This is a genomic window from Micromonospora sp. NPDC048905 (assembly GCF_040649655.1).
Taxonomy (GTDB): domain Bacteria; phylum Actinomycetota; class Actinomycetes; order Mycobacteriales; family Micromonosporaceae; genus Micromonospora.
This window is the reverse complement of sequence record NZ_JBEZFV010000003.1, coordinates 652,450-678,026: the sequence shown is the minus strand read 5'-3', so window position 1 is coordinate 678,026 and position 25,577 is coordinate 652,450. Positions and strand designations below refer to the sequence as shown.

20 protein-coding genes are annotated in these 25,577 nt (G+C 70.5%); 12 read left to right on the top strand and 8 right to left on the bottom strand.

What is annotated here, in order from left to right; genetic code table 11:
- The first annotated feature begins 25 nt into the window (after positions 1-25).
- From AB0C01_RS11425 to valS, 3 genes are read left to right on the top strand one after another with little or no spacing between them, the layout of a single operon-like run.
- Entirely contained in the window at positions 26-1,879 is a 1,854-nt protein-coding gene (locus tag AB0C01_RS11425; protein WP_357570944.1) for an ABC transporter ATP-binding protein, read from the top strand.
- Entirely contained in the window at positions 1,876-3,756 is a 1,881-nt protein-coding gene (locus tag AB0C01_RS11420; RefSeq protein ID WP_357570943.1) for an ABC transporter ATP-binding protein, read from the top strand. Before AB0C01_RS11425 ends, AB0C01_RS11420 begins: the two co-directional genes overlap by 4 nt.
- 55 nt (positions 3,757-3,811) lie before the next feature.
- Complete coding sequence (valS, locus tag AB0C01_RS11415) at positions 3,812-6,481, top strand: valine--tRNA ligase (protein WP_357570942.1); 2,670 nt, start codon at positions 3,812-3,814, stop codon at positions 6,479-6,481.
- 45 nt (positions 6,482-6,526) lie between these two features.
- Here valS and AB0C01_RS11410 read toward each other — a convergent pair whose 3' ends face one another.
- The 5 genes from AB0C01_RS11410 to AB0C01_RS11390 form a co-directional block, all read right to left on the bottom strand.
- On the bottom strand, positions 6,527-7,171 hold the full coding sequence (locus AB0C01_RS11410; RefSeq protein WP_357246980.1) for a hypothetical protein: 645 nt from the start codon (positions 7,169-7,171) through the stop codon (positions 6,527-6,529).
- A 93-nt stretch (positions 7,172-7,264) separates the two neighbouring features.
- Positions 7,265-7,975, bottom strand: coding sequence for an ABC transporter permease subunit (locus AB0C01_RS11405; protein ID WP_357246983.1), 711 nt, complete (start codon positions 7,973-7,975; stop codon positions 7,265-7,267).
- A gap of 1 nt (position 7,976) precedes the next feature.
- Positions 7,977-8,888, bottom strand: coding sequence for an ABC transporter ATP-binding protein (locus AB0C01_RS11400; protein ID WP_357246986.1), 912 nt, complete (start codon positions 8,886-8,888; stop codon positions 7,977-7,979).
- Complete coding sequence (locus AB0C01_RS11395) at positions 8,888-9,793, bottom strand: ABC transporter permease subunit (RefSeq protein WP_357246989.1); 906 nt, start codon at positions 9,791-9,793, stop codon at positions 8,888-8,890. The genes AB0C01_RS11400 and AB0C01_RS11395 overlap by 1 nt, the downstream gene beginning before the upstream one ends.
- Positions 9,786-10,700: an ABC transporter ATP-binding protein gene (locus tag AB0C01_RS11390; RefSeq protein WP_357246992.1), complete on the bottom strand. Its 915-nt coding sequence runs from the start codon at positions 10,698-10,700 to the stop codon at positions 9,786-9,788. Before AB0C01_RS11390 ends, AB0C01_RS11395 begins: the two co-directional genes overlap by 8 nt.
- Before the next feature lie 385 nt (positions 10,701-11,085).
- Between AB0C01_RS11390 and cysC the strand changes: the two genes are divergently transcribed.
- The 3 genes from cysC (at position 11,086) to galT (ending at position 14,623) form a co-directional block, all read left to right on the top strand.
- The gene (gene cysC / locus AB0C01_RS11385) at positions 11,086-12,615 is read left to right on the top strand and encodes an adenylyl-sulfate kinase (RefSeq protein WP_357247187.1); all 1,530 of its coding nucleotides are present in this window, start codon (positions 11,086-11,088) and stop codon (positions 12,613-12,615) included.
- A gap of 110 nt (positions 12,616-12,725) precedes the next feature.
- Positions 12,726-13,550: a DeoR/GlpR family DNA-binding transcription regulator gene (locus tag AB0C01_RS11380; RefSeq protein ID WP_357570941.1), complete on the top strand. Its 825-nt coding sequence runs from the start codon at positions 12,726-12,728 to the stop codon at positions 13,548-13,550.
- Positions 13,547-14,623, top strand: a complete 1,077-nt coding sequence (gene galT / locus AB0C01_RS11375) for a galactose-1-phosphate uridylyltransferase (RefSeq protein WP_357246997.1) — start codon at positions 13,547-13,549, stop codon at positions 14,621-14,623. Before AB0C01_RS11380 ends, galT begins: the two co-directional genes overlap by 4 nt.
- Before the next feature lie 303 nt (positions 14,624-14,926).
- Here the strand turns inward: galT and AB0C01_RS11370 are convergent, their stop codons facing one another.
- Positions 14,927-16,144, bottom strand: coding sequence for an NADP-dependent isocitrate dehydrogenase (locus AB0C01_RS11370; protein WP_357247000.1), 1,218 nt, complete (start codon positions 16,142-16,144; stop codon positions 14,927-14,929).
- Positions 16,145-16,280: 136 nt separating this feature from the next.
- Here AB0C01_RS11370 and AB0C01_RS11365 point away from each other — a divergent pair, with 136 nt between their 5' ends.
- Positions 16,281-17,078, top strand: coding sequence for an MBL fold metallo-hydrolase (locus AB0C01_RS11365; protein ID WP_357570940.1), 798 nt, complete (start codon positions 16,281-16,283; stop codon positions 17,076-17,078).
- Between the two features lie 201 nt (positions 17,079-17,279).
- Here the strand turns inward: AB0C01_RS11365 and AB0C01_RS11360 are convergent, their stop codons facing one another.
- Both AB0C01_RS11360 and AB0C01_RS11355 read right to left on the bottom strand, forming a co-directional pair.
- A complete protein-coding gene (locus AB0C01_RS11360; RefSeq protein ID WP_357247006.1) occupies positions 17,280-18,230 on the bottom strand; it encodes a malate dehydrogenase in 951 nt (316 codons plus the stop codon).
- A 139-nt stretch (positions 18,231-18,369) separates the two neighbouring features.
- On the bottom strand, positions 18,370-19,230 hold the full coding sequence (locus AB0C01_RS11355; protein ID WP_357570939.1) for a bifunctional methylenetetrahydrofolate dehydrogenase/methenyltetrahydrofolate cyclohydrolase: 861 nt from the start codon (positions 19,228-19,230) through the stop codon (positions 18,370-18,372).
- 440 nt (positions 19,231-19,670) lie between these two features.
- Here AB0C01_RS11355 and AB0C01_RS11350 point away from each other — a divergent pair, with 440 nt between their 5' ends.
- From AB0C01_RS11350 to AB0C01_RS11330, 5 genes are all read left to right on the top strand, one after another.
- Positions 19,671-21,272, top strand: coding sequence for an ABC transporter substrate-binding protein (locus AB0C01_RS11350; RefSeq protein WP_357247012.1), 1,602 nt, complete (start codon positions 19,671-19,673; stop codon positions 21,270-21,272).
- A 191-nt stretch (positions 21,273-21,463) separates the two neighbouring features.
- Positions 21,464-22,402: an ABC transporter permease gene (locus tag AB0C01_RS11345; RefSeq protein ID WP_357247015.1), complete on the top strand. Its 939-nt coding sequence runs from the start codon at positions 21,464-21,466 to the stop codon at positions 22,400-22,402.
- 98 nt (positions 22,403-22,500) lie between these two features.
- Positions 22,501-23,457, top strand: coding sequence for an ABC transporter permease (locus tag AB0C01_RS11340; protein WP_357247018.1), 957 nt, complete (start codon positions 22,501-22,503; stop codon positions 23,455-23,457).
- Between the two features lie 65 nt (positions 23,458-23,522).
- Positions 23,523-24,554 (top strand): ABC transporter ATP-binding protein, encoded by a 1,032-nt coding sequence (locus AB0C01_RS11335; protein ID WP_357247021.1) that lies wholly within the window; start codon positions 23,523-23,525, stop codon positions 24,552-24,554.
- Positions 24,535-25,572, top strand: a complete 1,038-nt coding sequence (locus AB0C01_RS11330) for a dipeptide ABC transporter ATP-binding protein (protein ID WP_357247024.1) — start codon at positions 24,535-24,537, stop codon at positions 25,570-25,572. The genes AB0C01_RS11335 and AB0C01_RS11330 overlap by 20 nt, the downstream gene beginning before the upstream one ends.
- The last annotated feature ends 5 nt before the right edge of the window (positions 25,573-25,577 follow it).

Here is a 25,577-nt window from a genome sequence, read left to right as displayed (position 1 = left end):
CCTGGCATTGACGCTACCGTCTGGTATGCCTGTGGAAAGCGACGGCAACCCGGCCACCCGGGTTGCCGCGCCCCGGCACCCCCTGCACAACCTCTGGCGGCTACGCCCCTACCTCCGGCCGTACGCCACAGAGTTCGCCTGGCTGCTCGTCGCGGGCCTCGCGGGCACGGCGGCCGGGATCGCCGTACCGCTTGTCGTGCAGCGGGTGGTGGACGGGCCGGTGGCCCGACACGAACCGGCCGGGCTGTTCCAGCTCGGCGGTCTGGCGCTGCTGCTCGGCGTGGCCGAGGCGGTGCTCATCTTCATCCGCCGATGGGTGCAGTCCTCCTCGTCGGTGGGCATGGAGGCGGCGCTGCGTGCCGACGTCTACGCCCACCTGCAACGGTTGCCGACCAGCTTCCACGACCGCTGGCAGTCCGGCCAGTTGCTCTCCCGGATCACCAGCGACCTGTCGGTGATCCGCCGGTTCCTCTCCTTCGGCGTGTTCTTCCTGGTGCTCAACGTGACCACCTACGTCGTCGTGGTGGTGCTGCTCGTCAACCTGCATCCGATGCTCGGTGCGCTTGTCGCGGCCAGCTCGGTGCCGCTGCTGCTGATCAGCCGCCGGTTCGGGCGGCACTACCATGCCGCGTCCCGGCGGATGCAGGACCAGCAGGGTGACGTGGCGACCCTGGTCGAGGAGACCGCGCAGGGCCTGCGCACCATGAAGGCGTACGGGCGCGGGCCGGAACTGGCGGCCCGCTTCGGCGGCAGGGCGCGGCGGCTGCACGACACGGGCGTCGCCAAGGCGCGGCTGCTGGCCACCACGTCGGCGTTGCTCGACCTGGTGCCCAACGTGACCCTGGGCGTGGTGCTGGTGGCCGGTGCGGCCGCCGCGGCGAAGGGCGCGCTCACCATCGGCGAGCTGGTCGCGTTCGTCAGCCTCCAACTGATGCTCATCTGGCCGGTGCAGTCGCTGGGCTGGATCATCGCCAACGGTCAGGAGGCCGCCACCGCCGCCGACCGGCTCCAGGAGGTGCTGGACACCCCACCCCAGATCGTGGACTCCCCCGGCGCGCTCGCGCTGCCGCGCGACGCGGTGCAGGGCCGGCTCCGCATCGAGCGGGTCTCGTTCCGCTACCCGGGCGCCACCGCACCGGTGCTGCGCGAGATCGACCTGGTCGTCGAGCCAGGTGAGACGCTCGCCCTGGTCGGCGCCACCGGCTCCGGCAAGAGCACGCTGCTCTCGCTGGTGCCCCGGCTGCACGAGGTGACCACCGGCCGGATCACCCTGGACGGGCACGACCTGCGCGAACTACGGCTGGCCTCGCTGCGCCGCCTGGTCGGGGTGGCGTTCGAGGAGCCCACGCTCTTCTCCATGTCGGTGTGGGAGAACCTCACCCTGGGACACCCCGACGCCGGCGACGACGACGTCCGCGCGGCCCTCGCGCTCGCCCAGGCCGACTTCGCGTACGAGCTGCCGTGGGGGTTGGCCACCCGGGTGGGTGAGCAGGGGATCTCCCTGTCCGGCGGTCAGCGTCAACGGCTCGCGTTGGCGCGGGCCGTGCTCGGCCGACCGGCGGTGCTGGTGCTCGACGACCCGCTGTCCGCTCTCGACGTGCACACCGAGGCGCTGGTCGAGGCGGCACTGCGACGGGTCCTGCGCGACAGCACCGCGCTGCTGGTGGTGCACCGGCCGTCGACGATCGCCCTGGCCGACCGGGTCGCGCTGCTCGAAGACGGACGGATCACGGCCGTGGGCCGGCACTCCGACCTGCTGGCCACCGTTCCGGCGTACCGGGCGTTGCTGGCCGCCGACCCACCCACCGAGCACCCACCGGCGGAAGCCGCCGGCCCGAGCCCGTTCCCCTCCGACGGGTGGGGGCTGGTGCGCTCGTGACCGTGCCGAAGCCTGCCGAACCGCCGCCCGAGGAGGAACCGGAGCTGACCCGCTGGCGCGGGACCGCCACGGACCCGGAGGCGGACCGGAGCCGAGCCGAGGACACCGCGCCCGAGGCGGTGGCCCGGCTGCGCCGGCTCAGCCGGGCACTGCTCGCCGAACAGCTCCGACCACACCGGAGGCGACTCGCCGCCGCGGTCGGCCTACTGCTGACCCAGAACGCCGCCGCGATGGCCGGCCCGTACCTGGTCATGATCGGCATCGACCGGACCATCGCGCCGCTACGCGCCGGCAACCCCGGCCCGCTGGTCGCCGTCGCCGGGGCGTTCGTGGTCGCCTCGCTGACCGAGTACGCGGCCCGGCGCGGGTTCCTCACCCTCTCCGCCCGGATCGGCCAGGCCGTCCTGCTCGACCTGCGGCAGCGGGTGTTCGGGCACTTCCTGCGGCTGTCCGTGGGCTTCCACGAGCGGTACACCTCCGGCCGGATGGTCTCCCGCCTGACCAGTGACGTGGACTCGATCGCCGAGTTGGTCGACGGTGGGATCGACAACCTGGTGATGGCGGGGCTGTCGATGCTGTCGGTGGCCGCCATTCTGCTCTGGCTGGACCTGCCGCTGGCCGCCGTGACGCTGCTCGCCTTCCCGTTCCTGTTCTGGCTCTCCCGCTGGTTCGCCCGGTCGTCGGCGAGCGCGTACCGGCGGACCCGGGACGCGGTCGCGCTGGTCATCGTGCACTTCGTCGAGTCGATGCGGGGCATCAAGGCGGTGCAGGCGTTCCGCCGGGAACCGCGCAACCAACGGATCTTCGTGGCGCTCGGCGACGACTACCGACGGACCAGCCTGCGCACGTTCCGACTGATCGCCACGTACTCGCCGGCGATCAAGCTGATCGGCAACATCACCGTGGCGGCGGTGCTCTGCTACGGCGGGTGGCGGGTGCTCGACGGCCAGACCGAGGTCGGTGTGCTCGCCGCGTTCCTGCTCTACCTGCGTCGCTTCTTCGAGCCGATGCAGGAGCTGAGCCAGTTCTACAACTCCCTCCAGTCGGCCACCGCCGCCCTGGAGAAACTGGCCGGGGTGCTCGACGAGCGGCCGGCCGTCGCCGAGCCGGCCCGGCCCACACCGCTGCCGACCGGCCCCGGTGGCGGTGCGGTGACCTTCCGGGCGGTCTCCTTCGGATACCGTGCCGGCACCCCGATCCTCGCCGGTCTGGAGCTGAGCGTGTCGGCCGGACAGACGGTGGCGCTGATCGGGCCGACCGGTGCGGGCAAGTCGACAATCGCCAAACTGGTCGCCCGTTTCCACGACCCGGACACCGGCACGGTCCAGCTCGACGGGGTCGACCTGCGTGACGTCTGCGACGCCGATCTGCGCCGGGCCGTGGTGTTGGTGACGCAGGAGAACCACCTGTTCAGTGGGACGGTCGCGGACAACATCCGGTTCGGCCGCCCGAGCGCGGACGACGAGACCGTCCAGGCCGCGGCGCGGGCGATCGGCGCGCACGACTTCATCGCCGCCCTGCCGGAGGGGTACGCCACCCAGGTGCACCGTCGCGGCGGCCGGCTCTCCGCCGGGGAGCGCCAACTCGTCGCGTTCGCCCGGGCGTTCCTGGCCGACCCGAGCGTGCTGATCCTGGACGAGGCGACGTCGTCGCTCGACGTGCCGACCGAACGGCTGGTGCAGCACGCGCTCGGTACGATCCTGCGCGACCGCACCGCGCTGGTGATCGCGCACCGACTTTCCACCGTGGAGACCGCCGACCGGGTGCTCGTCCTCGACGACGGGAAGGTCGTCGAGGACGGCCCACCCGCCGTGCTGGCCGAGGCCGGCGGCCGGTACGCGGCCCTGCACCGGCAGTGGCGCGAGTCGCTGATCTGAACCAGCGATCCGCAACTGCGTGGTCCGTCCCCCCGAAGATGCCTACGATCGCTGGATGACCGATACGGCGAGGACGGCCCGCGCCGGCATCCCCGAGCGTCCGACCCTGGACGGGCTCGAGGAGAGCTGGGCACGCCGCTGGCAAGAGGAGGGCACGTACGCGTTCGACCGCGCGAAGCCGACCGTTCCGGGTCGCGGCGCGGCGTCCGACGCGCCGAGCGGGAATGGTCGCAGGAAAGACGTGTACGCGATCGACACCCCGCCGCCGACCGTATCGGGCGAGCTGCACATGGGGCACGTGTTCTCGTACACGCACACCGACATCGTCGCGCGATACCAGCGGATGCGCGGCAAGGCGGTCTTCTACCCGATGGGCTGGGACGACAACGGCCTGCCCACCGAGCGTCGCGTGCAGAACGTCTACGGGGTGCGCTGCGATCCGGCGCTGGCGTACGACCCGGTGTGGCGACCACCGGCGACTCCGGTCGACGACGCGGCCCGCCGCGACCCCACCCCGCTCTCCCGGCGCAACTTCATCGAGCTGTGCGAACGGCTGACGGCCACCGACGAGCAGGTCTTCGAGTCGCTGTGGCGACGGCTCGGGCTCTCGGTGGACTGGTCGTTGACGTACACGACGATCGGCCGGATCGCCCGGACCACCAGTCAGCGGGCGTTCGTGCGCAACCTGCGGCGCGGCGAGGCGTACCAGTCGGAGGCGCCGACGCTCTGGGACGTCGGCTTCGCCACCGCCGTCGCCCAGGCGGAGCTGGAGGACCGGGAGCGCCCCGGCGCCTACCACCGGCTGCGGTTCACCCGGCCGGACGGGCGCGAGGTGCAGATCGACACCACCCGACCGGAGCTGTTGCCCGCCTGCGTGGCGTTGGTCTGTCACCCCGACGACGAGCGGTACGCCGACCTGGTGGGTGCGACTGTCCGCAGCCCGCTGTTCGACGTCGAGGTGCCGGTGCGCGCCCACCCGCTCGCCGAGCCGGGCAAGGGTACCGGCATCGCGATGGTCTGCACGTTCGGCGACCTGAGCGACGTGACGTGGTGGCGGGATCTCGACCTCGACACCCGCGTGGTCATCGGCCGCGACGGTCGGCTGCTTCCGGAGCCGCCGGCCGGGGTGCCGGCGCAGCCGTACGCGGCGCTGGCCGGGCAGAGCGTCAACGGCGCCCGCCGGGAGATCGTCGGGATGCTGGCCGACGCGGGTGACCTGATCGGCGAGCCGCGCCCGATCACCCATCCGGTCAAGTTCTACGAGCGCGGTGACCGCCCACTGGAGATCGTCTCGACTCGACAGTGGTATCTGCGCAACGGCGGCCGCGACGCCGACCTGCGGGCCACGCTGCTGGCCCGGGGCGAGGAGCTGCACTGGGTGCCGGCGCACATGAAGCACCGCTACGACAACTGGGTGGGCGGCCTGACCGGGGACTGGCTGGTCAGTCGGCAGCGGTTCTTCGGGGTGCCGGTGCCGGTGTGGTACCGGCTCGACGACACTGGCGAGCCGGACTGGTCCCACCCTCTCACGCCGGACGAGTCAGCGCTGCCGGTCGACCCATCCAGTGATCCGGCGCCCGGGTACGACGAGTCGCAGCGCGGCCATCCGGGCGGCTTCATCGGTGATCCGGACGTGCTGGACACCTGGGCCACCTCGTCGCTGACCCCGCAGATCGTCGGTGGCTGGGAGACCGACCCGGAGCTGTTCGCGCAGGTCTTTCCGATGGACCTCCGCCCGCAGGGGCAGGAGATCATCCGGACCTGGCTCTTCGACAGCGTGGTCCGTTCGCACTTCGAGCACGGGGTGCTGCCCTGGCGGGACACCGTGCTCTCCGGCTGGATCCTCGACCCGGACCACAAGAAGATGGCCAAGTCCAAGGGCAACGTGGTCACCCCGCTGGCCCTGTTGGAGCAGCACGGCTCGGACGCGGTGCGCTACTGGGCGGCCAGCGGCAAGCCCGGCATGGACCTGGCCTTCGACCCGGCGCAGATCAAGATCGGCCGTCGGCTGGCCACCAAACTGCTCAACGCGTCCAAGTTCGTGCTCGGGCTGGGGGCGGCGGACGCGCTCCGCGCCCCATTGGACAACTCCAGTTCGGCGCGTCCGACGCCGCGCCGCGACCTGGAGCTGTCGGCGACCACGCCACTGGACCGGGCCATGCTCGCCGAACTGACCACCGTGGTCACCGCCGCGAGCACCGCCCTCGACGCGTACGACCACACGGCCGCGTTGCAGGCGGCCGAGGCGTTCTTCTGGCGGTTCTGCGACGACTACATCGAGTTGGTCAAGGAGCGGGCGTACGGCACCGGCGCGGCCGCGGACTCGGCGCGGGCGGCGCTGGCCTCGGCGCTCTCGGTGCAGTTACGACTGTTCGCCCCAGTGCTGCCCTACGTGACCGAGGAAATCTGGTCGTGGTGGCGGTACGGCTCGGTGCACCGCGCGACGTGGCCCACCACCTACGAGGTGACCCGGTCGATCGAGGGGTCGGGTGACCCGGCCCTGCTGCGGCTCGCCGGCGACGCGTTGAGTCAGGTGCGACGGGCCAAGTCGGAGCGGAAGCTGTCGATGAGGGCGGAGGTGCCGCTGGCCGAGGCGCTCGGCCCCGCGGCCCTCCTGGAGCAGCTCACCCTCGTCGCCGACGACCTCCGGGCGGCCGGTCGGATCGGCAAACTCGACCTGCTTCCCGACCGCACCCCGGAACTCGTCATCGCCTGCGCGTTCTGAGCCGCGTCCGCCGCCGCCACCCCCCGGGGCGGCGGCGGACGGGCGTCACCAGCCGCGCAGGAAACGCAGCCCGAGCAGGAAAGCGACCACGGAGGGCCCCACCAGCAGGGTGATCGCCTGGAGGCGGTACGGCATCCGGTGTCGGGTCAGCTCGCCCGCGTTGCCCAGCACGATGGCGCCGGCCAGCATCATGAACGCACCCCACCAACCGGTCTCCAGGTCGATCAGGTTCACCCGGATCGCTTGCAGGGTCAGCCCGAGCATCGCGCCGGTCAGCGCGAGCAGGGCCACCGCACGGTGCAGGCCACGGGCCAGCGGGTGGGCCGCCCGCCAACCGTAGGTGCCGGCGACCGCCAGGCAGGGCAGCACCACGAGCAACGGCCAACCCCGCCCCATGACACCGAACATCAGCAGCGCGCCCACCGCGAACACGATGGTGCCGACGCAGGCGAGCATGTAGCCGGCGAAGGCCCGGCCACCGCCCCGAGCCAGCAACGGGCCGCCACTGGCCGCGATCAACGCGGCCGGGATCAGGATGAACACGGCCCACCAGTGGAACTGCCCGCTGCCCTGGGCAGCCGTCGCGACCGTGGCACAGGCCAGCCCGGCAACCGCCAGACTGGTCAGCCAGGGCCGGCTGCTCCGGGAGTACGGCTCAGCCAACGACGTCCGCTCCGCTTCGACGCTCACACCCAACAGCCTGGCCCGACGGGGGCTGACCGGTCCATCCGGCCAGCCCTACCGCCGAGGTGTGGCTGGCCGGATCACCGTTGGGCACTGGTCTCAGCTCGTCTCGCCGGCCACGCTGAACGAACGCAGACGGTCGATGGCCAGCACGGTGAAGCCGACGCTGACCAACGCGGTCATCACCGAGGCGACCGGCACCGACACGGTGGTCTCCAACAGCCCGGTGGGGGCAATCCGGTCGGTGAGGGCGATCACGTACTGCTGGATGGAGAGCACCTTGGTGCCGCTGACGAAGTTGCCCAGCAGCCCCTCCCAGATCAGCACGTAGACCAGGCCGAGCAGCACCGGCCGCCTGGTGACCAGGCTGAGGGCGAGGAACAACGCCGAGTACGCCAGCGCGCCGAGCGTCGCCGCGACCGCCAGCGCCAGTCCGAGGCGTACCGAATTGGCGAGCACGCCCGCGACGTAGAGCGGCACCGCGACGGTGGCCGCGCTGACCCCGGCGGCGACCGCGAGCTTCGGCAGCACGATCTGCCAGCGCGGCAGCGGCTTGGTCAGGATGTGCACGACCGTGCCGTCGTCGATCTCGGCACCCAACACGCCCGTACCGATGATCAGCGCGACCACCGGCAGCACCACGGCCAGCCCCAGGCCGACCAGCACCGGCGGCCCCCACTCGCCCGGGTCCACCCCCAGCGACCGGCAGAGCACGGCCAGCCCGAGCAGCACCAACGGCAGCGGAAGCAGCAGCAGGAACCGACGCCTGCCGAACAGCCCACGGGCGGTGATCCAGGTAATTGTCGACATGTCAGGCCTCCACCAGGTAGGAGAAGACGCTCTCCAGAGACTCGTCGGACGGCACCAGTTGGCGCACCCGGATGCCGTGCTTGAGCGCGATCCGGGGCAGTGCCCGGGTGAAGGCGCCGTAGTCACCGGCCCGCACGGTCAGGCCGGTGGGGTCCAGCTCGACCCCACTGACGGACGGCTCAGCGATCAGCGCGACGGCCAGCGCCCGGTCGTCCGTGGAACGCACCGCGAAGACGTGTGGGCGATTGGTCATCAACCGGCGGATGGTCCGGAAGTCGCCGGAGGCCGCCAACCGCCCGGCCACCATCACCTGCACCGTCCCGGAGACCTGCTCGACCTCCTCCAGGATGTGCGAGCTGAACAGGATGGTCCGGCCGGCGTCGCCGAGCGTGTGCAGCAACTGCATCATGTGCAGCCGCTGGCGCGGGTCCATCCCGTTGAACGGCTCGTCGAGCAGCAGCACCTGCGGGTCGTGCACCAGCGCGGCGGCCACGCGGGCCCGCTGGCGCATGCCCTTGGAGTACGTGCCGATCCGACGGCTCTGCGCCGACTCCAACTCGACCAGATCGATCGCCCGCCGGGCGGCCGCCGCCGGATCGGCCAGCCGGTGCAGCTTCGCGCTGGCCAGCACGAACTCGTACGCGGTGAGGAAGCCCTGCACCGCCTCCCGTTCGCTGACCAGCCCCAACCGTCGGTAGACGTCCGGGTTGCGCCAGGTCGGCTCGTCGTCCAGCGTCACCGTGCCGCGCGACGGGGAGAGGAACCCGGCCATCATGTGCAGCAGCGTGGTCTTGCCGGCGCCGTTCGGGCCGAGCAGCCCGGTCACGCCCGGCCCCAGGGCCATGCTGATGTCGTTGACCGCGACCACGTTGCCGTACCACCGGGACACCCCGGTCAGGTTCAGCGTGCTCATCAGGAGGCGACCTTCCGGTAGCGGACCAGCAGGAGGGCGGTCGCGCCGGCGACCAACAGCACCGCGGCCAGGGCGTAGACCGGGCCGAACCCGCCGATCAGCATCTCGCCCGGATCGCCCTCGACCAGCAGGTCACCCAGCGACCAGATGCCCACCCCCTGCACCAGCGTGGAGGGCGAGGCGAGCCCGGCCAGCTCGTTGGCCGTCTGCGACGGCAGGATGCTCAGCACGCCCACGATCGGGGTGGTCATCAGGAAGACCGCGACCACGCCGCCGGCGGCGAAGGCCCGCTTGCCGGTCAGCGAGGCGACCAGCAGGCCGATCGAGGCGAAGACCACCGCCCAGAGCCCGGCGTAGAGCAGGCCGGGCAGCAGGTCGAGCAGTTCGTTCCAGACCCCGCGCATGCCCTGCTTGGTGGTGAACGCGGCACCCAGGAACATCAGCAACTGCGGCCCCCCGAGCAGCAGCCAGAGCGCCGTGACCAGCGCCAGCAGCTTGGCCAGCGCGTAGTCGCTGCGGGGCAGCGGTCGGGAGAAATACAGTGGCAGGACGCCGCTGCGCAGGTCCCGGGAGACCAGCTCCGGCGCGGCCACCGCGACGAAGAAGATGACCAGCCAGCTCATCGCGTCGGCGAACTGGGCGTACGTGGCGACCGGCTCGCCGATCTGGCTGCGGATCGCGGCCAGGGCCACCGCGACCAGGCTGACGATGCCGACCACCAGCCACGGGAAGATCTTGGCCTTGGCGCTGCGCCCGAAGCCGAACACGGTGCGCAACCCGTGCCCGTAGAGCGCGCCGAAGACCTGCCGGCGGCCCTGCCTCGGGCCCTCGTAGCGCTGGTAGCCGATGTCGTGGATGACGCCTGTCGGCGCGGGGCGCACGGCGGCTGCGGTCGGCTCAGGCATGGGAGAGCTCCCTCGTGGCGAAGAGTTCGGCCACCCGGTGCCGGCGCTGGTCCAGTCGGTGCAGTGGCAGGTCCAGTTCGGCGACCGCGCCGAGGATCAGGTCGTAGGTGCCGTCGTCGGCGAGTGGCACGAGCAGCAGTCGCCCGTCCCGCGCGACCGGCAGCTTCAGCTCGGTGAGCCGGGCGGCGAGCTCCTCGGTGCCCTCGCTGACCTCCACGGCGAGCACGTCGGTGGCTGTGGTCATCGCGGAGATGTGGTCGGCGCGCAGCAGTTTGCCGCCGTCGATGGCGATGAGCGTGTCGCAGATCCGCTCGACCTCGCCGAGCAGGTGCGAGCAGACCAGCACGGAGATGCCGAACTCGGTGCCGATCCGGTGCACCAGCGCCAGCATGGCGTCCCGGCCGGCCGGGTCCAGACCGTTGGTCGGCTCGTCGAGCAGCAGCAGATCGGGGTCGTGCACAAGCGCCTGGGCCAGCTTTACGCGCTGCTTCATGCCGGTGGAGTAGCCGCCCACCGGGCGGTAACGCTCCTCGTAGAGCCCGACGTGCCGCAGGGCCTCCGAGGCTCGCTCGCGGGCGGCGGTGCGGGGAAGGCCGCTCATCCGCCCGAGGTGGGTGACCAACTCGGCGGCGGACAGGTCGGGTGGGAGGCAGTCGTGCTCGGGCATGTAACCGACGCGGGCACGGACCGCCGCCGGATCGGCGGACGGGTCGATGCCGAGCACCGAGACCTGACCGCTGGTCGGGGCGATCAGGCCGAGCAGGATCTTGATCAGCGTGGATTTTCCGGCGCCGTTCGCGCCCACCAGGCCGATGATCCCGGGCTCGACGGCGACGGTGAGGTCGGCGAGCGCGGTGACCCGACCTCCGTACGTCTTGGTGAGCGACTGGGTCGCGATCAGTGTCACGCTGCCAGCGTAGGGAGTCGACGCCCACCACGGACACCGGCGCGCCCCCGGCGCTTCCCTGATCCTTGCCTCGACGGACCCTTAGGGTCCCCCGCCGAGGGTGGTGGAACCGTTGCCGCCGGTAGCGCGTCCGGCGCGACCCCGCCTCGGGAAACGGCGATCCGGGGTGACACCATTCATCTCCCGGCCTGTCGGGAGTCGTGCCCGCGTCACCTGGATGTCGAGCGAGTCCGTCCTCCGCACCGACCACAACCGGTTCGGGGTGAGGTCGGCAGTGGTCGGCGGATCCGGTGTTGATCCGCCCGGCCGGATCGTGGAGTGGCGGCCTCGACCGATCGACGGTCGGCTGCGAAACTGTGTGCCGGTCAGCGAGTGGGGGGTGTGGATGAGCAACGGCTGGGTGCTGCCCGACGAGGTGCTGCAGGACGCACCGGCGTACACGCCGCGTCCCGGTGAGCTCGCTGACCTGGAGCTGCTGCTGACCGGTGCGTACTCCCCCCTGACCGGTTTCATGACCCGTGCCGACCTGGTGTCGGTCAGCCGGCGCGGCCAACTGGCCGACGGCACGCCGTGGCAGGTCGCGGTGACTCTCCAGGTGCCGACCGCCCTGGCTCAGGGCTTCGATCCGCGCGACCCGGCCCGCCGGGCGCTGGTGCTGACCGACGGCGAGGGCGCGCCGGCGGCTGCCCTGGACGTGGCGGACGTCTGGCCGGTACGCGAGGGCGTCGCCGGGGTTGGCGGCCAGGTCCGGCGGCTGGGCGACGGTGGCCACGGCCCGTTCCAGCGACTGCGTCGCAGCCCGGAGGAGGTCCGCGCGCTGCTGCCCCCGGGCCGGGTGCTCGGTGTGATCGCCGACCGGCCGCTGCACCGTCCCCAGCTCGCTCAGATCGCCCACGCAGCCCGCACGCTGGCCGCGCACCTGCTCGTGATGATCCCGGTCGGTGAGGGCGGCGTCGGAGGGCTTCCGCCCGAGGCACTGGTCCGCATCATCTTCGCCGCCCGGGACCGGATGCCGCCCGCCACCGTGATCGCGGTGCCGCTGTCGCATCGCCGGGAGGAGATCAGCGACGCGCTGCTGCGCGCCCGGGTCTCCGCCGCGTACGGGGTCACCCACCTACTCTCCACCGGGGAGATGCTGTCCGGCGCCGGGTTGCGGGTGCTGGTGCCACGCGAACTCGCCTACGACAACAGGGACGGGCAGTGGCGTTGGCGGGAGGACATCCCTCCGCGCAACCGTCGGCTCGCGCTGACTCAGCAGGAGATCGAGGACCTGCTGGATCGGGGCTTCCCCCTGCCGGAGTGGCACACCCCGCCGGCCGTGGCGAGGGAGCTGGCCCGGGCCCGGCCACCGCGCCGGCACCGGGGGCTGGTGGTCTTCCTGACCGGCCTCTCCGGCTCCGGTAAGTCGACGATCGCGCGCGGGCTGGCGGACGCGCTGCGGGAGAGCGGCGACCGCACGGTGACCCTGCTCGACGGGGATGTGGTGCGCCGGGAGCTCACCGCCGGGCTGGGCTTCAGCAAGGCCGACCGGGACATGAACGTCCGGCGGATCGGGTGGGTGGCCGCCGAGATCGCCCGGCACCGGGGGGTGGCCATCTGCTGCCCGATCGCCCCGTACGCGGCGGCCCGTGCCGCCGCCCGCGAGATGGCCCTGGCCGCGGGGGCGGGTTTCGTGCTGGTGCACGTCGCCACCCCGCTGGAGGTGTGTGAGCGCCGGGACCGCAAGGGCCTGTACGCGCGAGCGCGGGCCGGCCTGCTCACCGGCATGACCGGTATCGACGACCCGTACGAGGAGCCGAGCGACGCCGACCTGGTGCTGGACACCAGCGATCTCAGCGTCGCGGACGCCGTTCAGGCCGTGTTGCACCAGCTCACCGAGACCGGGTGGGTGGAGCTGAAGATCGCCTCTTCCTGAGGTGTTTCCGTAGCCGCTGTCCGGCCGCCGCTCGCTCCGCGCTAGTGTTCGTCTTTGTTGGAACACGTTTGACCGCGTGAGAGTACGGGGACCTCCGGGAGGCACGGCGAATGCTCGCTCAGCAGCGGCAGGCGGCCATCCTGGAGCGGGTCCGGTCCACCGGCGGCGTCCGCGTGAGTGAGTTGGCGGCCGAGTTCGGCGTCTCCGACATGACCATCCGTCGTGATCTGGAGGCGCTGCACGAGCGGGGCCTGCTGGCCAAGGTGCACGGCGGCGCCACGGCAGCCGGGCCGAGCTCGACCGACGAGCCGGGTTTCTCCGCCAAGTCGGTCCGCCAACTGGTGGAGAAGGCGGCCATCGCGGATCGGGCGGCCCAACTGGTCCGGCCGGGCGCGGCGGTCGCGCTCTCCGCCGGCACCACCACCGCCGAGCTGGCCCGCAAGCTGGTGGACGTCCCCGGCCTGACCGTGGTGACCAACTCGCTGCCGGTGGCCGAGATCCTGCACGCCGGTGGTCGACCGGACCAGACGGTGGTGCTCACCGGGGGCGTCCGCACGCCGTCGGACGCGCTGGTCGGCCCACTCGCGGTCGGGGCGATCCGGGCACTGCACCTGGATCTGCTCTTCCTGGGCGTGCACGGCATCACCGAGCGGGCCGGCTTCACCACCCCGAACCTCATGGAGGCGGAGACCGACCGGGCGCTCGTGGCCGCGGCGGACCGGTTGGTGGTGCTGGCCGACCACACCAAGTGGGGCACGGTGGGCATCTCCTCGATCGTCGAGCTGGCGGCAGCGCACGTACTGGTCAGCGACGACCGGTTGCCTGCGCCCGCACGACGGGTACTCGGCGAACAGGTGGGCGAATTGATCATGGTAGAAGCGACCGGGGCGGGCCGCGCGACGCGCACGCCGACGAGTGAGGGGGCGGCGCAGTGAAACGCACCGCGATCGACCTGGCCGACGGCCGGGAACTGATTTACTTCGACGAGCGCGACGACGCGGTCCGCGACCAGCCGGACCGCCGGGACCTGCCGCCGCCGCCCCCCGCGTCCCAACTGCGCTACGACCCGCTGACCGACGAGTGGGTGGCGGTGGCCGTGCATCGGCAGACCCGCACCTTCCTCCCCCCGGCGAACGAGTGCCCCCTCGACCCGTCGGTGGGTGATCGGCTGACCGAGGTCCCCGCGCCCGACTACGACGTGGTGGTCTTCGAGAACCGGTTCCCGTCGCTCAGTGGCCGCGTCGCCGAGGAGCCCGGCGAGATCACCCCGTTCACGCCTGTTCGACCGGGAGTCGGCCGATGCGAGGTGGTCTGCTTCACCTCGGACCACAACGCCTCCTTCGCCAGCCTGCCGCCGAGCCGGGTCCGCACCGTCCTGGACGCGCTCGCCGACCGCACCGAGGTGCTCGGCGAACTGCCCGGCGTGGAGCAGATCTTCTGCTTCGAGAACCGGGGCGTCGAGATCGGCGTCACGCTGCACCACCCGCACGGGCAGATCTACGCGTACCCCTTCGTGACGCCGCGCACCCGCGCGCTGCTCGCCGCGGCACGCCGGCACGCGGAACGGACCGGCGGGGGCAACCTGTACGCGGACGTGCTGGCCGCCGAGCGCGCGACCGGCGACCGGGTGGTCGCCGAGAACGAACACTGGACGGCGTTCGTCCCGGCGGCCGCCCGCTGGCCGTTCGAGGTGCACGTCGCGCCACACCGGGTGGTACCCGACATTCCGGCGCTCAGTGACAGCGAGCGGGATGCCTTCGGGCCGCTCTACCTGGATCTACTGCGCCGCTTCGACGGTCTGTTCGACATGCCGATGCCGTACATCTCGGCGTGGCACCAGGCGCCGGTGCGCATCGACCGCGAGTTCGGCCACCTACACCTGCAGCTGTTCAGCATCCGGCGGGCCAAGGACAAGCTGAAGTATCTGGCGGGCTCCGAGTCCGGGATGGGTGTCTTCATCAACGACATCTCCCCCGAGCGTGCCGCCGAACTGCTGCGCGCCGTCTGAGCCGAGCTGCTTTCCGGCCCTGCCGGTGAGCGACGGAAACAGGGCGCGGGGGGCCCGGGACAGGGCCCCCCGCAGGGAAGGGACGGCTGGCTGTGCACGGCACAGCCGGGAAGGCTGGCTGATCGGCGCACGGGTGCCGCGGGTCGACCGTGGTCAACCTTCCTCGGACGCGACTGGCATCTCGTCCATCCTGGTCAACGAGGCGCGCCGACGGCGGTGACGCCACCCGGCGCGTCAGCGCCGGACACGCCGAAGCCCGCCGGCTGAGACGCCGGCGGGCTCCGATGATGCGGTACGCCTGGATCAGGCGGCGATCTTGCGGGCCAGGTTCTCGTCGAGCGCGTTCATGAACTCGTCGGTGGTCAGCCACGGGGCGTCGCGCGAGATGAGCAGGGACAGGTCCTTGGTCATCTGGCCGCCCTCGACGGTGTCGACGATGACCTGCTCCAGCGTGTTGGCGAACTCGGTGACCGCCGGGGTGCCGTCCAGCTTGCCGCGGTGGGCCAGGCCCCGGGTCCAGGCGTAGATCGACGCGATCGGGTTCGTCGACGTCTTCTCGCCCTTCTGGTACTGCCGGTAGTGCCGGGTGACCGTGCCGTGGGCGGCCTCGGCCTCGACGGTACGACCGTCCGGGGAGAGCAGGACGGAGGTCATCAGACCCAGCGAGCCGAAGCCCTGCGCGACGGTGTCGGACTGCACGTCACCGTCGTAGTTCTTGCAGGCCCAGACGTAGCCACCCTCCCACTTGAGCGCGGCGGCGACCATGTCGTCGATGAGCCGGTGCTCGTAGGTGATGCCGGCGGCGGCGAACTCGTCCTTGAACTCGGTCTCGAACACCTCGGCGAAGATGTCCTTGAACCGGCCGTCGTACGCCTTGAGGATGGTGTTCTTGGTGGACAGGTAGACCGGGTAGTTGCGGTCCAGCCCGTACCGGAACGACGCCCGGGCGAAGTCCCGGATCGACTCGTCGTAGTTGTACATGCCCATGGCGATGCCGCCGCCGGGGAAGTTGGCGACCTCCATCTCCATCGGCGCGCCGCCGTCGGCGGGGGTGTAGGTGATGGTCACCGTGCCCGGGCCGGGGACGACGAAGTCGGTGGCCTTGTACTGGTCACCGTGGGCGTGCCGGCCGATGATGATCGGCTTGGTCCAGCCGGGGACCAGCCGCGGCACGTTGGACATGATGATCGGCTCACGGAAGACGACGCCGCCGAGGATGTTGCGGATGGTGCCGTTGGGCGACCGCCACATCTTCTTCAGGCCGAACTCCTCCACCCGGGCCTCGTCCGGGGTGATGGTCGCGCACTTGACGCCGACGCCGTGCTCCTTGATGGCGTTGGCGGCGTCAACGGTGACCTGGTCGTCGGTCTCGTCGCGGTGCTGGATCGACAGGTCGTAGTAGTGCAGGTCGACGTCGAGGTAGGGCAGGATCAGCTGCTCCCGGATCTGCTTCCAGATGATCCGGGTCATCTCGTCGCCGTCGAGCTCCACGACCGGGTTGTTTACCTTGATCTTCGCCATCGGCCGGCGCTCCTCTCGGGGGACACGTGCTCAAGCAGTACGAGCGTACTGCAATTGGACGGGCAGCCCCCACCCGGCCTCGGTCGGCCGGTGGAAGCGGGCTGCACGGCACAGAATTCCCTGGCACCATCGCCCGATGCCACTGAGCCGCACCCTCGGGTCTATCACGGTCACCGCGCTCATCGACTCCGAGGGAGCTTTCTTCCAACCTCGCACCGAGGCGTTTCCACACGCCACGGCGGCCCACTGGCGGGAGGCCGACCGACGCGACCCGGGGGCGGTGACCGCCGACGGGCAGTGGTGGCTGCCGTTTCGCAGCTTCGCGATCCGCTCCGGGGACGGGCCGGTCACCCTTGTCGACGCCGGCATCGGCCCGGCCGACTCACTGGCCGCGAGCTGGGCGCCCGTACCGGGGCGGCTGCCCACCGAACTGGCCGCCGCCGGCATCGACCCCGCGGTCGTCGACACCGTCGTGCTCACCCACCTGCACACCGACCACATCGGCTGGGCCGTGACCGGCAACCCCGGCCGGCCGTACTTCCCGAACGCGAGCTACCTGGTGCAGCGGGCCGATCTCGACGCGGCGGAGACACTCAATCCGGCGCTGCCGGCCGGCCTGGTCGCGCCGTTGCGCGCCGCCGGCCAGCTCCGGGTGGTCGACGGCGAGACCACCCTCACCCCGGCGGTACGCCTGCTCTCCACTCCCGGCCACACGCCCGGCCACCAGTCGGTGCTGGTGACCTCCGCCGACGAGCGGCTGCTGCTCACCGGCGACCTGCTGGTGCACATGGTGCAGTTGGTCGACCCCGACCTGGCGTACGCCCACGAGGAGGACCCGGAACGAGCCCGCACCTCCCGGCTGACCACCCTGCGCACCCACTCCCCCACCCTCCTGGCCACCCCCCATCTCAGCGCCCCCTTCACCACCGTCTGACCACCCGGCGGTCCGACCAATCTTCTGCGGTTGATCAAGAGGTTCGCGTCACCAGAACCGCGATTCCTGACGCAAACCTCTTGATCAACCTGCTCGATGAGCCCGCCCGGGTCCGGGTTGGGGGCTGTGCGGACTGTGGGGACGGCGAAGGGCGCGCCGACTTTGCCGGCGCGCCCTTCGCTGAAGCGGTGTCTCGGGGGATCACATGCTGGAGACGTCGCCCTGCTTGGCGCGGACGGCTTCGGCGGCCGCCAGGAGGCTGGCGCGCTCGTCGGCGTCCAGGTCGGTCTCGACGACCCGCTTGACGCCCTCGGCGCCGATCGCGGCCTCGACACCGAGGTAGACACCGGAGATGCCGTACTCACCGTCGACCCACGCGCAGACCGGCATGACCTCGCCGGAGTCCTCGGCGACGGCCTTCGCCATCCGGGCCGCGGCGGCGGACGGGGCGTAGTACGCCGAACCGGTCTTGAGCAGCGCGACCACCTCGGCGCCACCGTTGCGGGTCTTGACGACCAGTTCCTCGATCTGCTCGGCGGGCATCGCGTCACGCAGCGGCTTGCCGTTGACGGTGCTCTTCGACGGGACCGGGACCATGGTGTCGCCGTGCGAGCCCAGGGTCAGCGTGCGTACCGACGCCACCGGCACGTTCAGCGCCTCGGCGACGAAGTTGCTGAACCGGGCGGTGTCGAGCATGCCGGCCTGGCCGAGCACCCGGTTCTTCGGGAACTGGGTGGCGAGCTGCGCCAGCGCGGTCATCTCGTCCAGCGGGTTGGAGACCACGATGACGACGGCGTTCGGGGCGTACTTGGCCACGTTCTCGGCGACCTGACGAACGATCTTGGCGTTGGTCTCCAGCAGGTCCATCCGGCTCATGCCGGGCTTCCGCGGCAGACCAGCGGTGATCACGACGACGTCGGAGCCCTCGATCTGCTCGTAGCCCTCACCGTTGGGGCCGGTGGTGACACCGACGACCTTGGTCTCGAAGCCCTCGATGGCCCGGGACTGGTTGAGGTCGAGCGCGAGGCCCGCGGGCTTGCCCTCCACGATGTCGGTGATCACTACGGTGTCGAAGACGTCGTACTCGGCCAGGCGCTGTGCGGTGGTGGAGCCGTAGAAGCCAGCCCCGACGACAGTGACCTTCTTACCCATGGTCGTCCCACTCCCTGATACCAGTCGGTTTTCCGGACCGTATCAGTCATCCTGGCACCGATCAGGCCAGGGGCGGCGGCCATCGCCGGGATGGGGCGAACGTCACCGCCGTCCTGGTTCGGCGCTGCGGACGTGTGGGTCAGCCGCGCTCGGCGCGCTCGACGACGTTGGTGAGCAGCATGGCCCGGGTCATCGGCCCGACACCGCCGGGCATGGGGACCAGGGCGCCGGCCGTCTCGGTCACCTCCGGGTCCACGTCGCCGGTGTAGCGGCCCTTGCCGTCCGCGCCGATCACCCGCGTGATACCGACGTCGACCACCACCGCGCCCGGCTTGATCATGTCGGCGGTGAGCAGCCCCGGTACGCCGGCGGCGACGATGACGATGTCGGCGGCCCGGGTGTGCGAGGCGAGGTCGAGGGTGCCGGTGTGGCAGAGGGTGACCGTGGCGTTCTCGCTGCGGCGGGTGAGCAGCAGGCCGAGCGGCCGACCAACGGTGTTGCCTCGACCGACCACGGCCACGGTGGCGCCGCGCAGGGCCACGTCGTGGCGGCGGAGCAACTCGACGACGCCGCGCGGAGTACAGGGCAGCGGGCCGTCGTAGCCGAGCACCAGCCGGCCCAGGTTGACCGGGTGCAGGCCGTCGGCGTCCTTGTCCGGGTCGATCGACTCCAGCACCCGTTGGGTGTCGAGGTGGGCCGGCAGCGGCAGCTGGACGATGTAGCCGTGGCACGCCGGGTCGGCGTTCAGCTCGGCCAGCACGTCGTCGACCTGCTGCTGGGTGGCGTCGGCGGGCAGCTCCCGCCGGATCGAGGCGATGCCGACCTCGGCGCAGTCGCGGTGCTTGCCGTTGACGTACGCCTGGCTGCCCGGATCCGCCCCGACCAGGACCGTGCCGAGCCCGGGGGTGATGCCGCGTTCCGCGAGTGCCTTCACCCGTATCCGCAGCTCGTCCTTGATCTCCGCCGCGGTTGCCTTGCCGTCCAGAAGCGTCGCCGTCACCACCAGATCGTCTCACGGCCACCGCTTCGGCGTTCGGACGACCTCCGGCGCCACCGGCTCCACCCCCGGCGACAGCTTGTGACTTTCCGTTACGTGGTGCTAGTCACTCTCAGTCACAGATCGTGGATTTCGTCACCGTCGAACCAGACAGGGCGGCAAAGTGCGGCAGGTACCGGACGGCGAGTCGAGAGGCCACCAGGCTGGCCGAGGTTACCCCATCGGGCGCGTTGACCGGCCGTATTTTCGCAGTTGGAAGAGGTTTACCCCGAAATCTGCTAGCAGGTCGGCTGGCCTTCGGCAACCCCTGGCCTGCCGGAACGTTACCCACCCGCAACCGCCTCGTTGCCGACAGCCGGTCGCCGACCTACCGTTGCCGCTTGTTGCGCAGCGTAACCCAGCGTCGGGCCTGACTGCGCAGCGTGAGGAGATGAGGAGGCTCAATGCGAGTTCGTAGACTCGCCGCCTGGACCGCCCTCCCGCTCGCGGTGACGCTGGGCCTCGCGGCCTGCGGCAGCGGCGGAGACGGTGGATCCAGCGGCAACGGCACGTCGGCGGTCAGCATCCAGATCGCCGAGCCGAAGCACCTGGTTCCCACGAACACCACCGAGACGTCCGGGTCACAGGTGATCGCCGGCCTGTTCAGCCCGCTCGTCGACTACGACGCCCAGAACAAGCCGTACGAGGTCGCCGCGCAGTCGATCACCTCGTCCGACAACAAGGTCTGGACGATCAAGCTCAAGGACGGCTTCACCTTCCACAACGGTGAGAAGGTCACGTCCGAGGACTACATCAACGCCTGGAACTACGGCGCGTACGCCCCCAACGGTCAGGACGCCAACGCCTTCTTCGACAAGATCGCTGGCTACGCCGACCTCCAGGGCAAGGCGCCGAAGGCCAAGGAGATGTCCGGCCTGAAGAAGGTCGACGACAGCACGTTCACCGTGACGCTGTCCGCCCCGTACATCGACTTCAAGACCACGCTCGGCTACAACGCGTTCTTCCCACTGCCGAAGGCCGCGTTCACGGCCCCGGGTGTGCTCAAGGACGGCTTCGAGCAGGCGCCGATCGGGCAGGGTCCCTTCAAGATGAAGGGCACCTGGCAGCACGACAGCAAGATCGACGTCGAGCGCTATGACGCGTACCCGGGTGAGAAGCCCAAGGTCAAGGACGTCGAGTTCCGGATCTACCAGCAGCTCACCGCGGCCTACGCGGATGTCCAGGCGGACAACCTGGACGTGCTGCCGACGATCCCGACCGAGAGCCTGAGCACCGCGCCGAGCGACCTGGGCGACCGGTACCAGACCAGTCCGATGTCGTCGTTCCAGTTCCTCGCGTTCCCGACGTTCGACAAGGACTACGCCAACCCGGACGTGCGCAAGGCCATCTCGATGGCGATCGACCGTGACGAGATCACCAAGTCGGTCTTCAAGGGCTCGCAGACGTCGGCACGCTCCTTCGTCTCGCCGGTCCTGCCGGGCTACCGGGAGAACACCACGGGCAAGGCGGGCGAGTTCAACCCGACCGAGGCCAAGAAGCTCTACCAGGCCGCCGGCGGCCCGAAGAAGATCGTCATCTCCTACAACGGCGACGGCGGTCACAAGGACTGGGTCGACGCCACGGTCAACCAGCTCAAGGCCAACCTGGGTGTGGACGCCGTCGGCTCGGCCGAGCCGAAGTTCGCCGACCTGCTCACCAAGGTCGAGAAGAAGACGCCGGTGGGTGCCTTCCGGATGGGTTGGGTCATGGACTACCCGACCATGGAGGACTACCTCGGCCCGCTGTACAGCACCAACGGCTCGTCGAACTACTACGGCTACAGCAACCCGGAGTTCGACAAGCTGGTCAAGGAGGGTTCCGCCGCCAAGACGCAGGACGAGGCGATCGCCAAGTACCAGCAGGCGGAGGACATCCTGGCCAAGGACATGCCGGTGATCCCGCTCCGCTTCGGCGAGAACGTGTTCGGCCACTCGTCCAAGGTCAAGAACGTGCAGATGGACCTGTTCCAGCGGGTCAACCTCGTCAAGATCGAAGCGGCCAGCTGAGCTGACCAAGGTGCGGGCCACCCGGGCGACGCCCGGGTGGCCCGACCGCACCACCGGGTCGGGTCGCAGAGCGGTCCCGGCGTCGGTGGTGCCGGCTTCCCCGGGCCGGACGGCACGTCTCGGATATTTCGGGTACGACCAGAGATGCCGTCCTGCGACCCTTTCGCACATTTCCGGAGAGACTGCTAAGCATGTTCCGCTACATCTTGCGGCGCCTACTGCAGATGGTCCTGGCGTTCTTCGGGACCACCCTGATCGTCTACGCGCTGACATTCGCCGGGCAGGGCGACCCCATCCAGGCGCTCGCTGGTGAGCGGCCGGTGACGCCGGCCCAACGGGCCTACCTGACCGAGAGGTACCACCTGGACGCCACCGGCGTCGGCGGCTTCTTCTACCGCTACTTCGACTACGTGAAGAACCTGCTCCAGGGCAACCTGGGCGAGTCGCTCACCGGTCGGAACATCGGAGACATCCTCCAGCAGGCCTGGCCGGTCACCGTCCGGCTGGCGCTCATCGCGCTCGCCGTGGCGATCATCTTCGGGGTCACCGCCGGTGTGCTCGCCGGCATCCGCCGGGCCAGCATCTTCGACAACTCGACGCTGGTGCTGACCCTGCTGGTGCTGGGCATCCCGACCATCGTGCTGGCACCCCTGGCGCAGTACTTCCTGGGCGTCAGGTGGCAACTCTTCCCACCCACCGCCGGCTCCGACCCGACGTTCTACGCACTCCTCCTGCCGGGCATCGTGCTCGGCTCGCTGTCGCTGGCCACCGCGCTGCGGCTCACCCGGGCCTCGGTGGCGGAGAACCTGCGCGCCGACTACGTCCGGACCGCCCGGTCCAAGGGCCTGGTCAAGCGCCGCATCGTCGTCGTCCACGTGCTGCGCAACTCGCTCATCCCGGTCGTCACCTTCCTCGGCGTGGAACTGGGCAACCTGATGAGCGGCGCGATCATCACCGAGGGCGTCTTCAACATCCCCGGCGTGGGCTTCAACCTCTTCCGTGGCATCCGCACCGAGGACGGCCCCCTGGTGGTGGGCATCGTCAGCGTGCTCGTCGTGGTCTACCTGGTCTCGAACCTGGTGGTGGACGTCCTGTACGCCGTACTCGATCCGAGGATCCGCTATGAGTGAGCGCAGCGAACGAATCATCAGCGCAGCGTGCCTGGGCACTCATGCCGGCGCCGAGCGCAGCGAGGTGCAGGCATGAGTGAGCGCAGCGAGGTGGCGGCATGAGTGACTTTGAGACTGTGGCGGCCAGCGAGAACCAGGCCGCGCGGCGTGGCCCCTCGGGTGAGCCGGGTACACCCAACCAGGTCGGCGCCGCGAACAAGCCCCGCAGCCTGGCCGGGGACGCCTGGCGCGATCTGCGCCGCAACCCGATCTTCTGGATCTCGCTGGCGCTTGTCGTGATCTTCACCCTGATGGCGCTGCTCCCCGGGGTGTTCACCGCCAACAACCCGAACGACTGCCTGCTCTCCCGGCAGCACGCCGGGCCGTCCGGCGGGGCCATCTTCGGGTACGACTTCCAGGGCTGCGACACGTACTCCCGGGCGGTCTACGGCACCCGCGCCTCGCTGCTGGTCGGCGCGCTCGCGGCGCTCGGCACCGGGATCATCGCGCTGGTGATCGGCATGCTGGCCGGCTACTTCGGCCGCTGGGTCGACGCGGTGCTGTCCCGGGTGATCGACGTGGTGCTCGGCATCCCGCTGCTGCTGGCCGCGATCGTGCTGCTCAAGCGGGTGTCCAGCGACAACCAGTGGGCCCGGATCGGTGCGGTCGTCTTCGTGCTGGCCCTGCTCGGTTGGACCACCGCCGCCCGCGTGGTCCGGTCCTCGGTGATCACCGCCAAGGAGCAGGACTACGTCTCGGCGGCGCGGATGCTCGGCGCCGGCAACAGCCGGATCATGTGGCGGCACATCCTGCCGAACTCGCTGGCCCCGGTCATCGTCGTGCTGACCATCGCGCTCGGCTCGTTCATCGCGGCCGAGGCGACGCTGTCCTTCCTGGGCATCGGCCTGAAGGCGCCGACCATCTCGTGGGGTCAGGACATCGACACCGGCCGCATCCACATGCGGGAGGCGGCCACACCGCTGATCGTCCCGTCGGCATTCCTCGCGTTGACCGTGCTGGCGTTCATCATGCTCGGCGACGCGATCCGTGACGCCTTCGACCCGAAGCTGCGGTGACTCATGCGAGCGCGAGAAGTGAGCGAAGCGAGCCCCGCGGTCGCGAGCGAAAGGCAGGCACAGCCATGACCGTTCAACCGACGCCCGCCTCCGCCACGCCCGAGGGCGGCCACCTGCTGGAGCTGCGGGACCTGCACGTCGAGTTCCGCACCAACGAGGGCGTGGCCCGGGTGATCAACGGCGTGTCCTACCACCTGGACGCCGGCGAGACGCTTGCCGTGCTCGGCGAGTCCGGCTCGGGCAAGTCCGTCACCGCCCAGGCGATCATGGGCATCCTGGACACCCCGCCGGCGTTCGTCCGCTCCGGGCAGATCCTCTACCAGGGTCAGGACCTGCTCACCCGCTCCGAGGAACAGCGCCGGCAGATCCGCGGCCAGGAGATCGCGATGATCTTCCAGGACGCGCTCTCCGCCCTGAACCCGGTGTTCCCGGTCGGCTGGCAGATCGGCGAGACGCTGCGTCAGCGCGCCGGCATGTCCCGGTCCGACGCCCGACGTCGCGCCATCGAGCTGATGGACCTGGTCAAGATCCCGGGGGCCGCCAAGCGGATCGGCGACTACCCGCACCAGTTCTCCGGCGGCATGCGGCAGCGCGTCATGATCGCGATGGCGCTGGCGTTGGACCCGAAGGTGTTGATCGCCGACGAGCCCACCACGGCGCTCGACGTGACCGTCCAGGCCCAGATCATGGACCTGCTGGCCGACCTGCGCCGGGAACGCAACATGGCGATGATCCTGATCACCCACGACCTGGGTGTGGTCGCCGGAGTCGCGGACCGGATCGCGGTCATGTACGCCGGCCGGATCGTCGAACACGCCGACGTCCGCTCGCTCTACAAGGCGCCCGCCCACCCGTACACCAAGGGTTTGTTGGAGTCGATCCCGCGCCTGGACGTCCGCGGCGCGGAACTGTCGACGATCAAGGGGTTGCCGCCGAACCTGATGCGGATCCCGTCCGGCTGCCCGTTCCACCCCCGGTGCCCGTACGTCCAGCAGGTCTGCGTGGACGTCGTACCGCACGACCTGGTCCTCGGCGACGGCCGGACCAGCGCTTGCCACTTCGCGCAGGAGGTCCGTGATGACAGCGTCGCCCGCTAACCCCACGAAGGTCCGCGGCGAGACGATCCTCTCCGTCGACAACCTGGTGAAGCATTTCCCGATCACGCAGGGCGTTCTGTTCCAGCGGCAGATCGGCGCGGTCAAGGCCGTCGACGGGGTGAGCTTCGAGCTGCGTCGGGGCGAGACGCTGGGCGTGGTCGGTGAGTCCGGCTGCGGCAAGTCCACCCTCGCCCGACTGCTGATGCGACTGGAGACGCCCACCTCCGGCCGGGCCACCCTGGAAGGTCGCGACCTGTTCAAGGCCTCCGGGGGCGAGCTGCGTCGGGTACGCCGCAACATGCAGATGGTGATGCAGGACCCGTACACGTCGCTGAACCCGCGGATGACCGTCGGCGACATCATCGGCGAGCCGTTCGAGATCCACACGGATGCCGCGCCGAAGGGCAGCAAGCAGAAGCGGGTCCAGGAGTTGCTCGACCTGGTCGGGCTCAACCCGGAGCACATCAACAGGTACCCGCACCAGTTCTCCGGCGGTCAGCGGCAGCGCATCGGCATCGCCCGCGCGCTCGCCCTGCGGCCCGAGGTGATCGTCTGCGACGAGCCGGTGTCGGCGCTGGACGTCTCCATCCAGGCTCAGGTGATCAACCTGCTGAAGCAGCTCCAGGACGAGTTGGGGCTCTCGTACATCTTCATCGCCCACGACCTGTCCGTGGTGCGGCACATCGCCGACCGGGTGGCGGTGATGTACCTCGGCCGGATCGTGGAGATCGGCACCGAGGACGAGATCTACGAGCGGGCCACCCACCCGTACACCCAGGCTCTGCTCTCCGCGGTGCCGGTGCCGGACCCGGAGGCCCGCGATCAGCGCAACATGATCCGGCTGGTCGGCGACGTGCCCAGCCCGGCCGACCCGCCGAGTGGATGCCACTTCCGGACGCGGTGCTGGAAGGCCCAGGACATCTGCGCCAAGGAAGACCCGCAAACGGTCCCGAGAGCAGCCGACCCGCACCCGTCGGCCTGCCACTTCGCCGAACTCCGCCCACCCCTCCCGGCCTAACCCGA

Excerpts from the sequence above, each read along its gene's own strand:
- AB0C01_RS11425 (WP_357570944.1), top strand. The coding sequence starts at position 26 with ATGCCTGTGGAAAGCGACGGCAACCCGGCCACCCGGGTTGCCGCGCCC.
- valS (WP_357570942.1), top strand. The coding sequence starts at position 3,812 with ATGACCGATACGGCGAGGACGGCCCGCGCCGGCATCCCCGAGCGTCCG.
- AB0C01_RS11405 (WP_357246983.1), bottom strand. The coding sequence starts at position 7,975 with ATGTCGACAATTACCTGGATCACCGCCCGTGGGCTGTTCGGCAGGCGT.
- AB0C01_RS11400 (WP_357246986.1), bottom strand. The coding sequence starts at position 8,888 with ATGAGCACGCTGAACCTGACCGGGGTGTCCCGGTGGTACGGCAACGTG.
- AB0C01_RS11395 (WP_357246989.1), bottom strand. The coding sequence starts at position 9,793 with ATGCCTGAGCCGACCGCAGCCGCCGTGCGCCCCGCGCCGACAGGCGTC.
- cysC (WP_357247187.1), top strand. The coding sequence starts at position 11,086 with ATGAGCAACGGCTGGGTGCTGCCCGACGAGGTGCTGCAGGACGCACCG.
- AB0C01_RS11380 (WP_357570941.1), top strand. The coding sequence starts at position 12,726 with ATGCTCGCTCAGCAGCGGCAGGCGGCCATCCTGGAGCGGGTCCGGTCC.
- AB0C01_RS11370 (WP_357247000.1), bottom strand. The coding sequence starts at position 16,144 with ATGGCGAAGATCAAGGTAAACAACCCGGTCGTGGAGCTCGACGGCGAC.
- AB0C01_RS11365 (WP_357570940.1), top strand. The coding sequence starts at position 16,281 with ATGCCACTGAGCCGCACCCTCGGGTCTATCACGGTCACCGCGCTCATC.
- AB0C01_RS11360 (WP_357247006.1), bottom strand. The coding sequence starts at position 18,230 with ATGGGTAAGAAGGTCACTGTCGTCGGGGCTGGCTTCTACGGCTCCACC.
- AB0C01_RS11350 (WP_357247012.1), top strand. The coding sequence starts at position 19,671 with ATGCGAGTTCGTAGACTCGCCGCCTGGACCGCCCTCCCGCTCGCGGTG.
- AB0C01_RS11345 (WP_357247015.1), top strand. The coding sequence starts at position 21,464 with ATGTTCCGCTACATCTTGCGGCGCCTACTGCAGATGGTCCTGGCGTTC.
- AB0C01_RS11340 (WP_357247018.1), top strand. The coding sequence starts at position 22,501 with ATGAGTGACTTTGAGACTGTGGCGGCCAGCGAGAACCAGGCCGCGCGG.
- AB0C01_RS11335 (WP_357247021.1), top strand. The coding sequence starts at position 23,523 with ATGACCGTTCAACCGACGCCCGCCTCCGCCACGCCCGAGGGCGGCCAC.
- AB0C01_RS11330 (WP_357247024.1), top strand. The coding sequence starts at position 24,535 with ATGACAGCGTCGCCCGCTAACCCCACGAAGGTCCGCGGCGAGACGATC.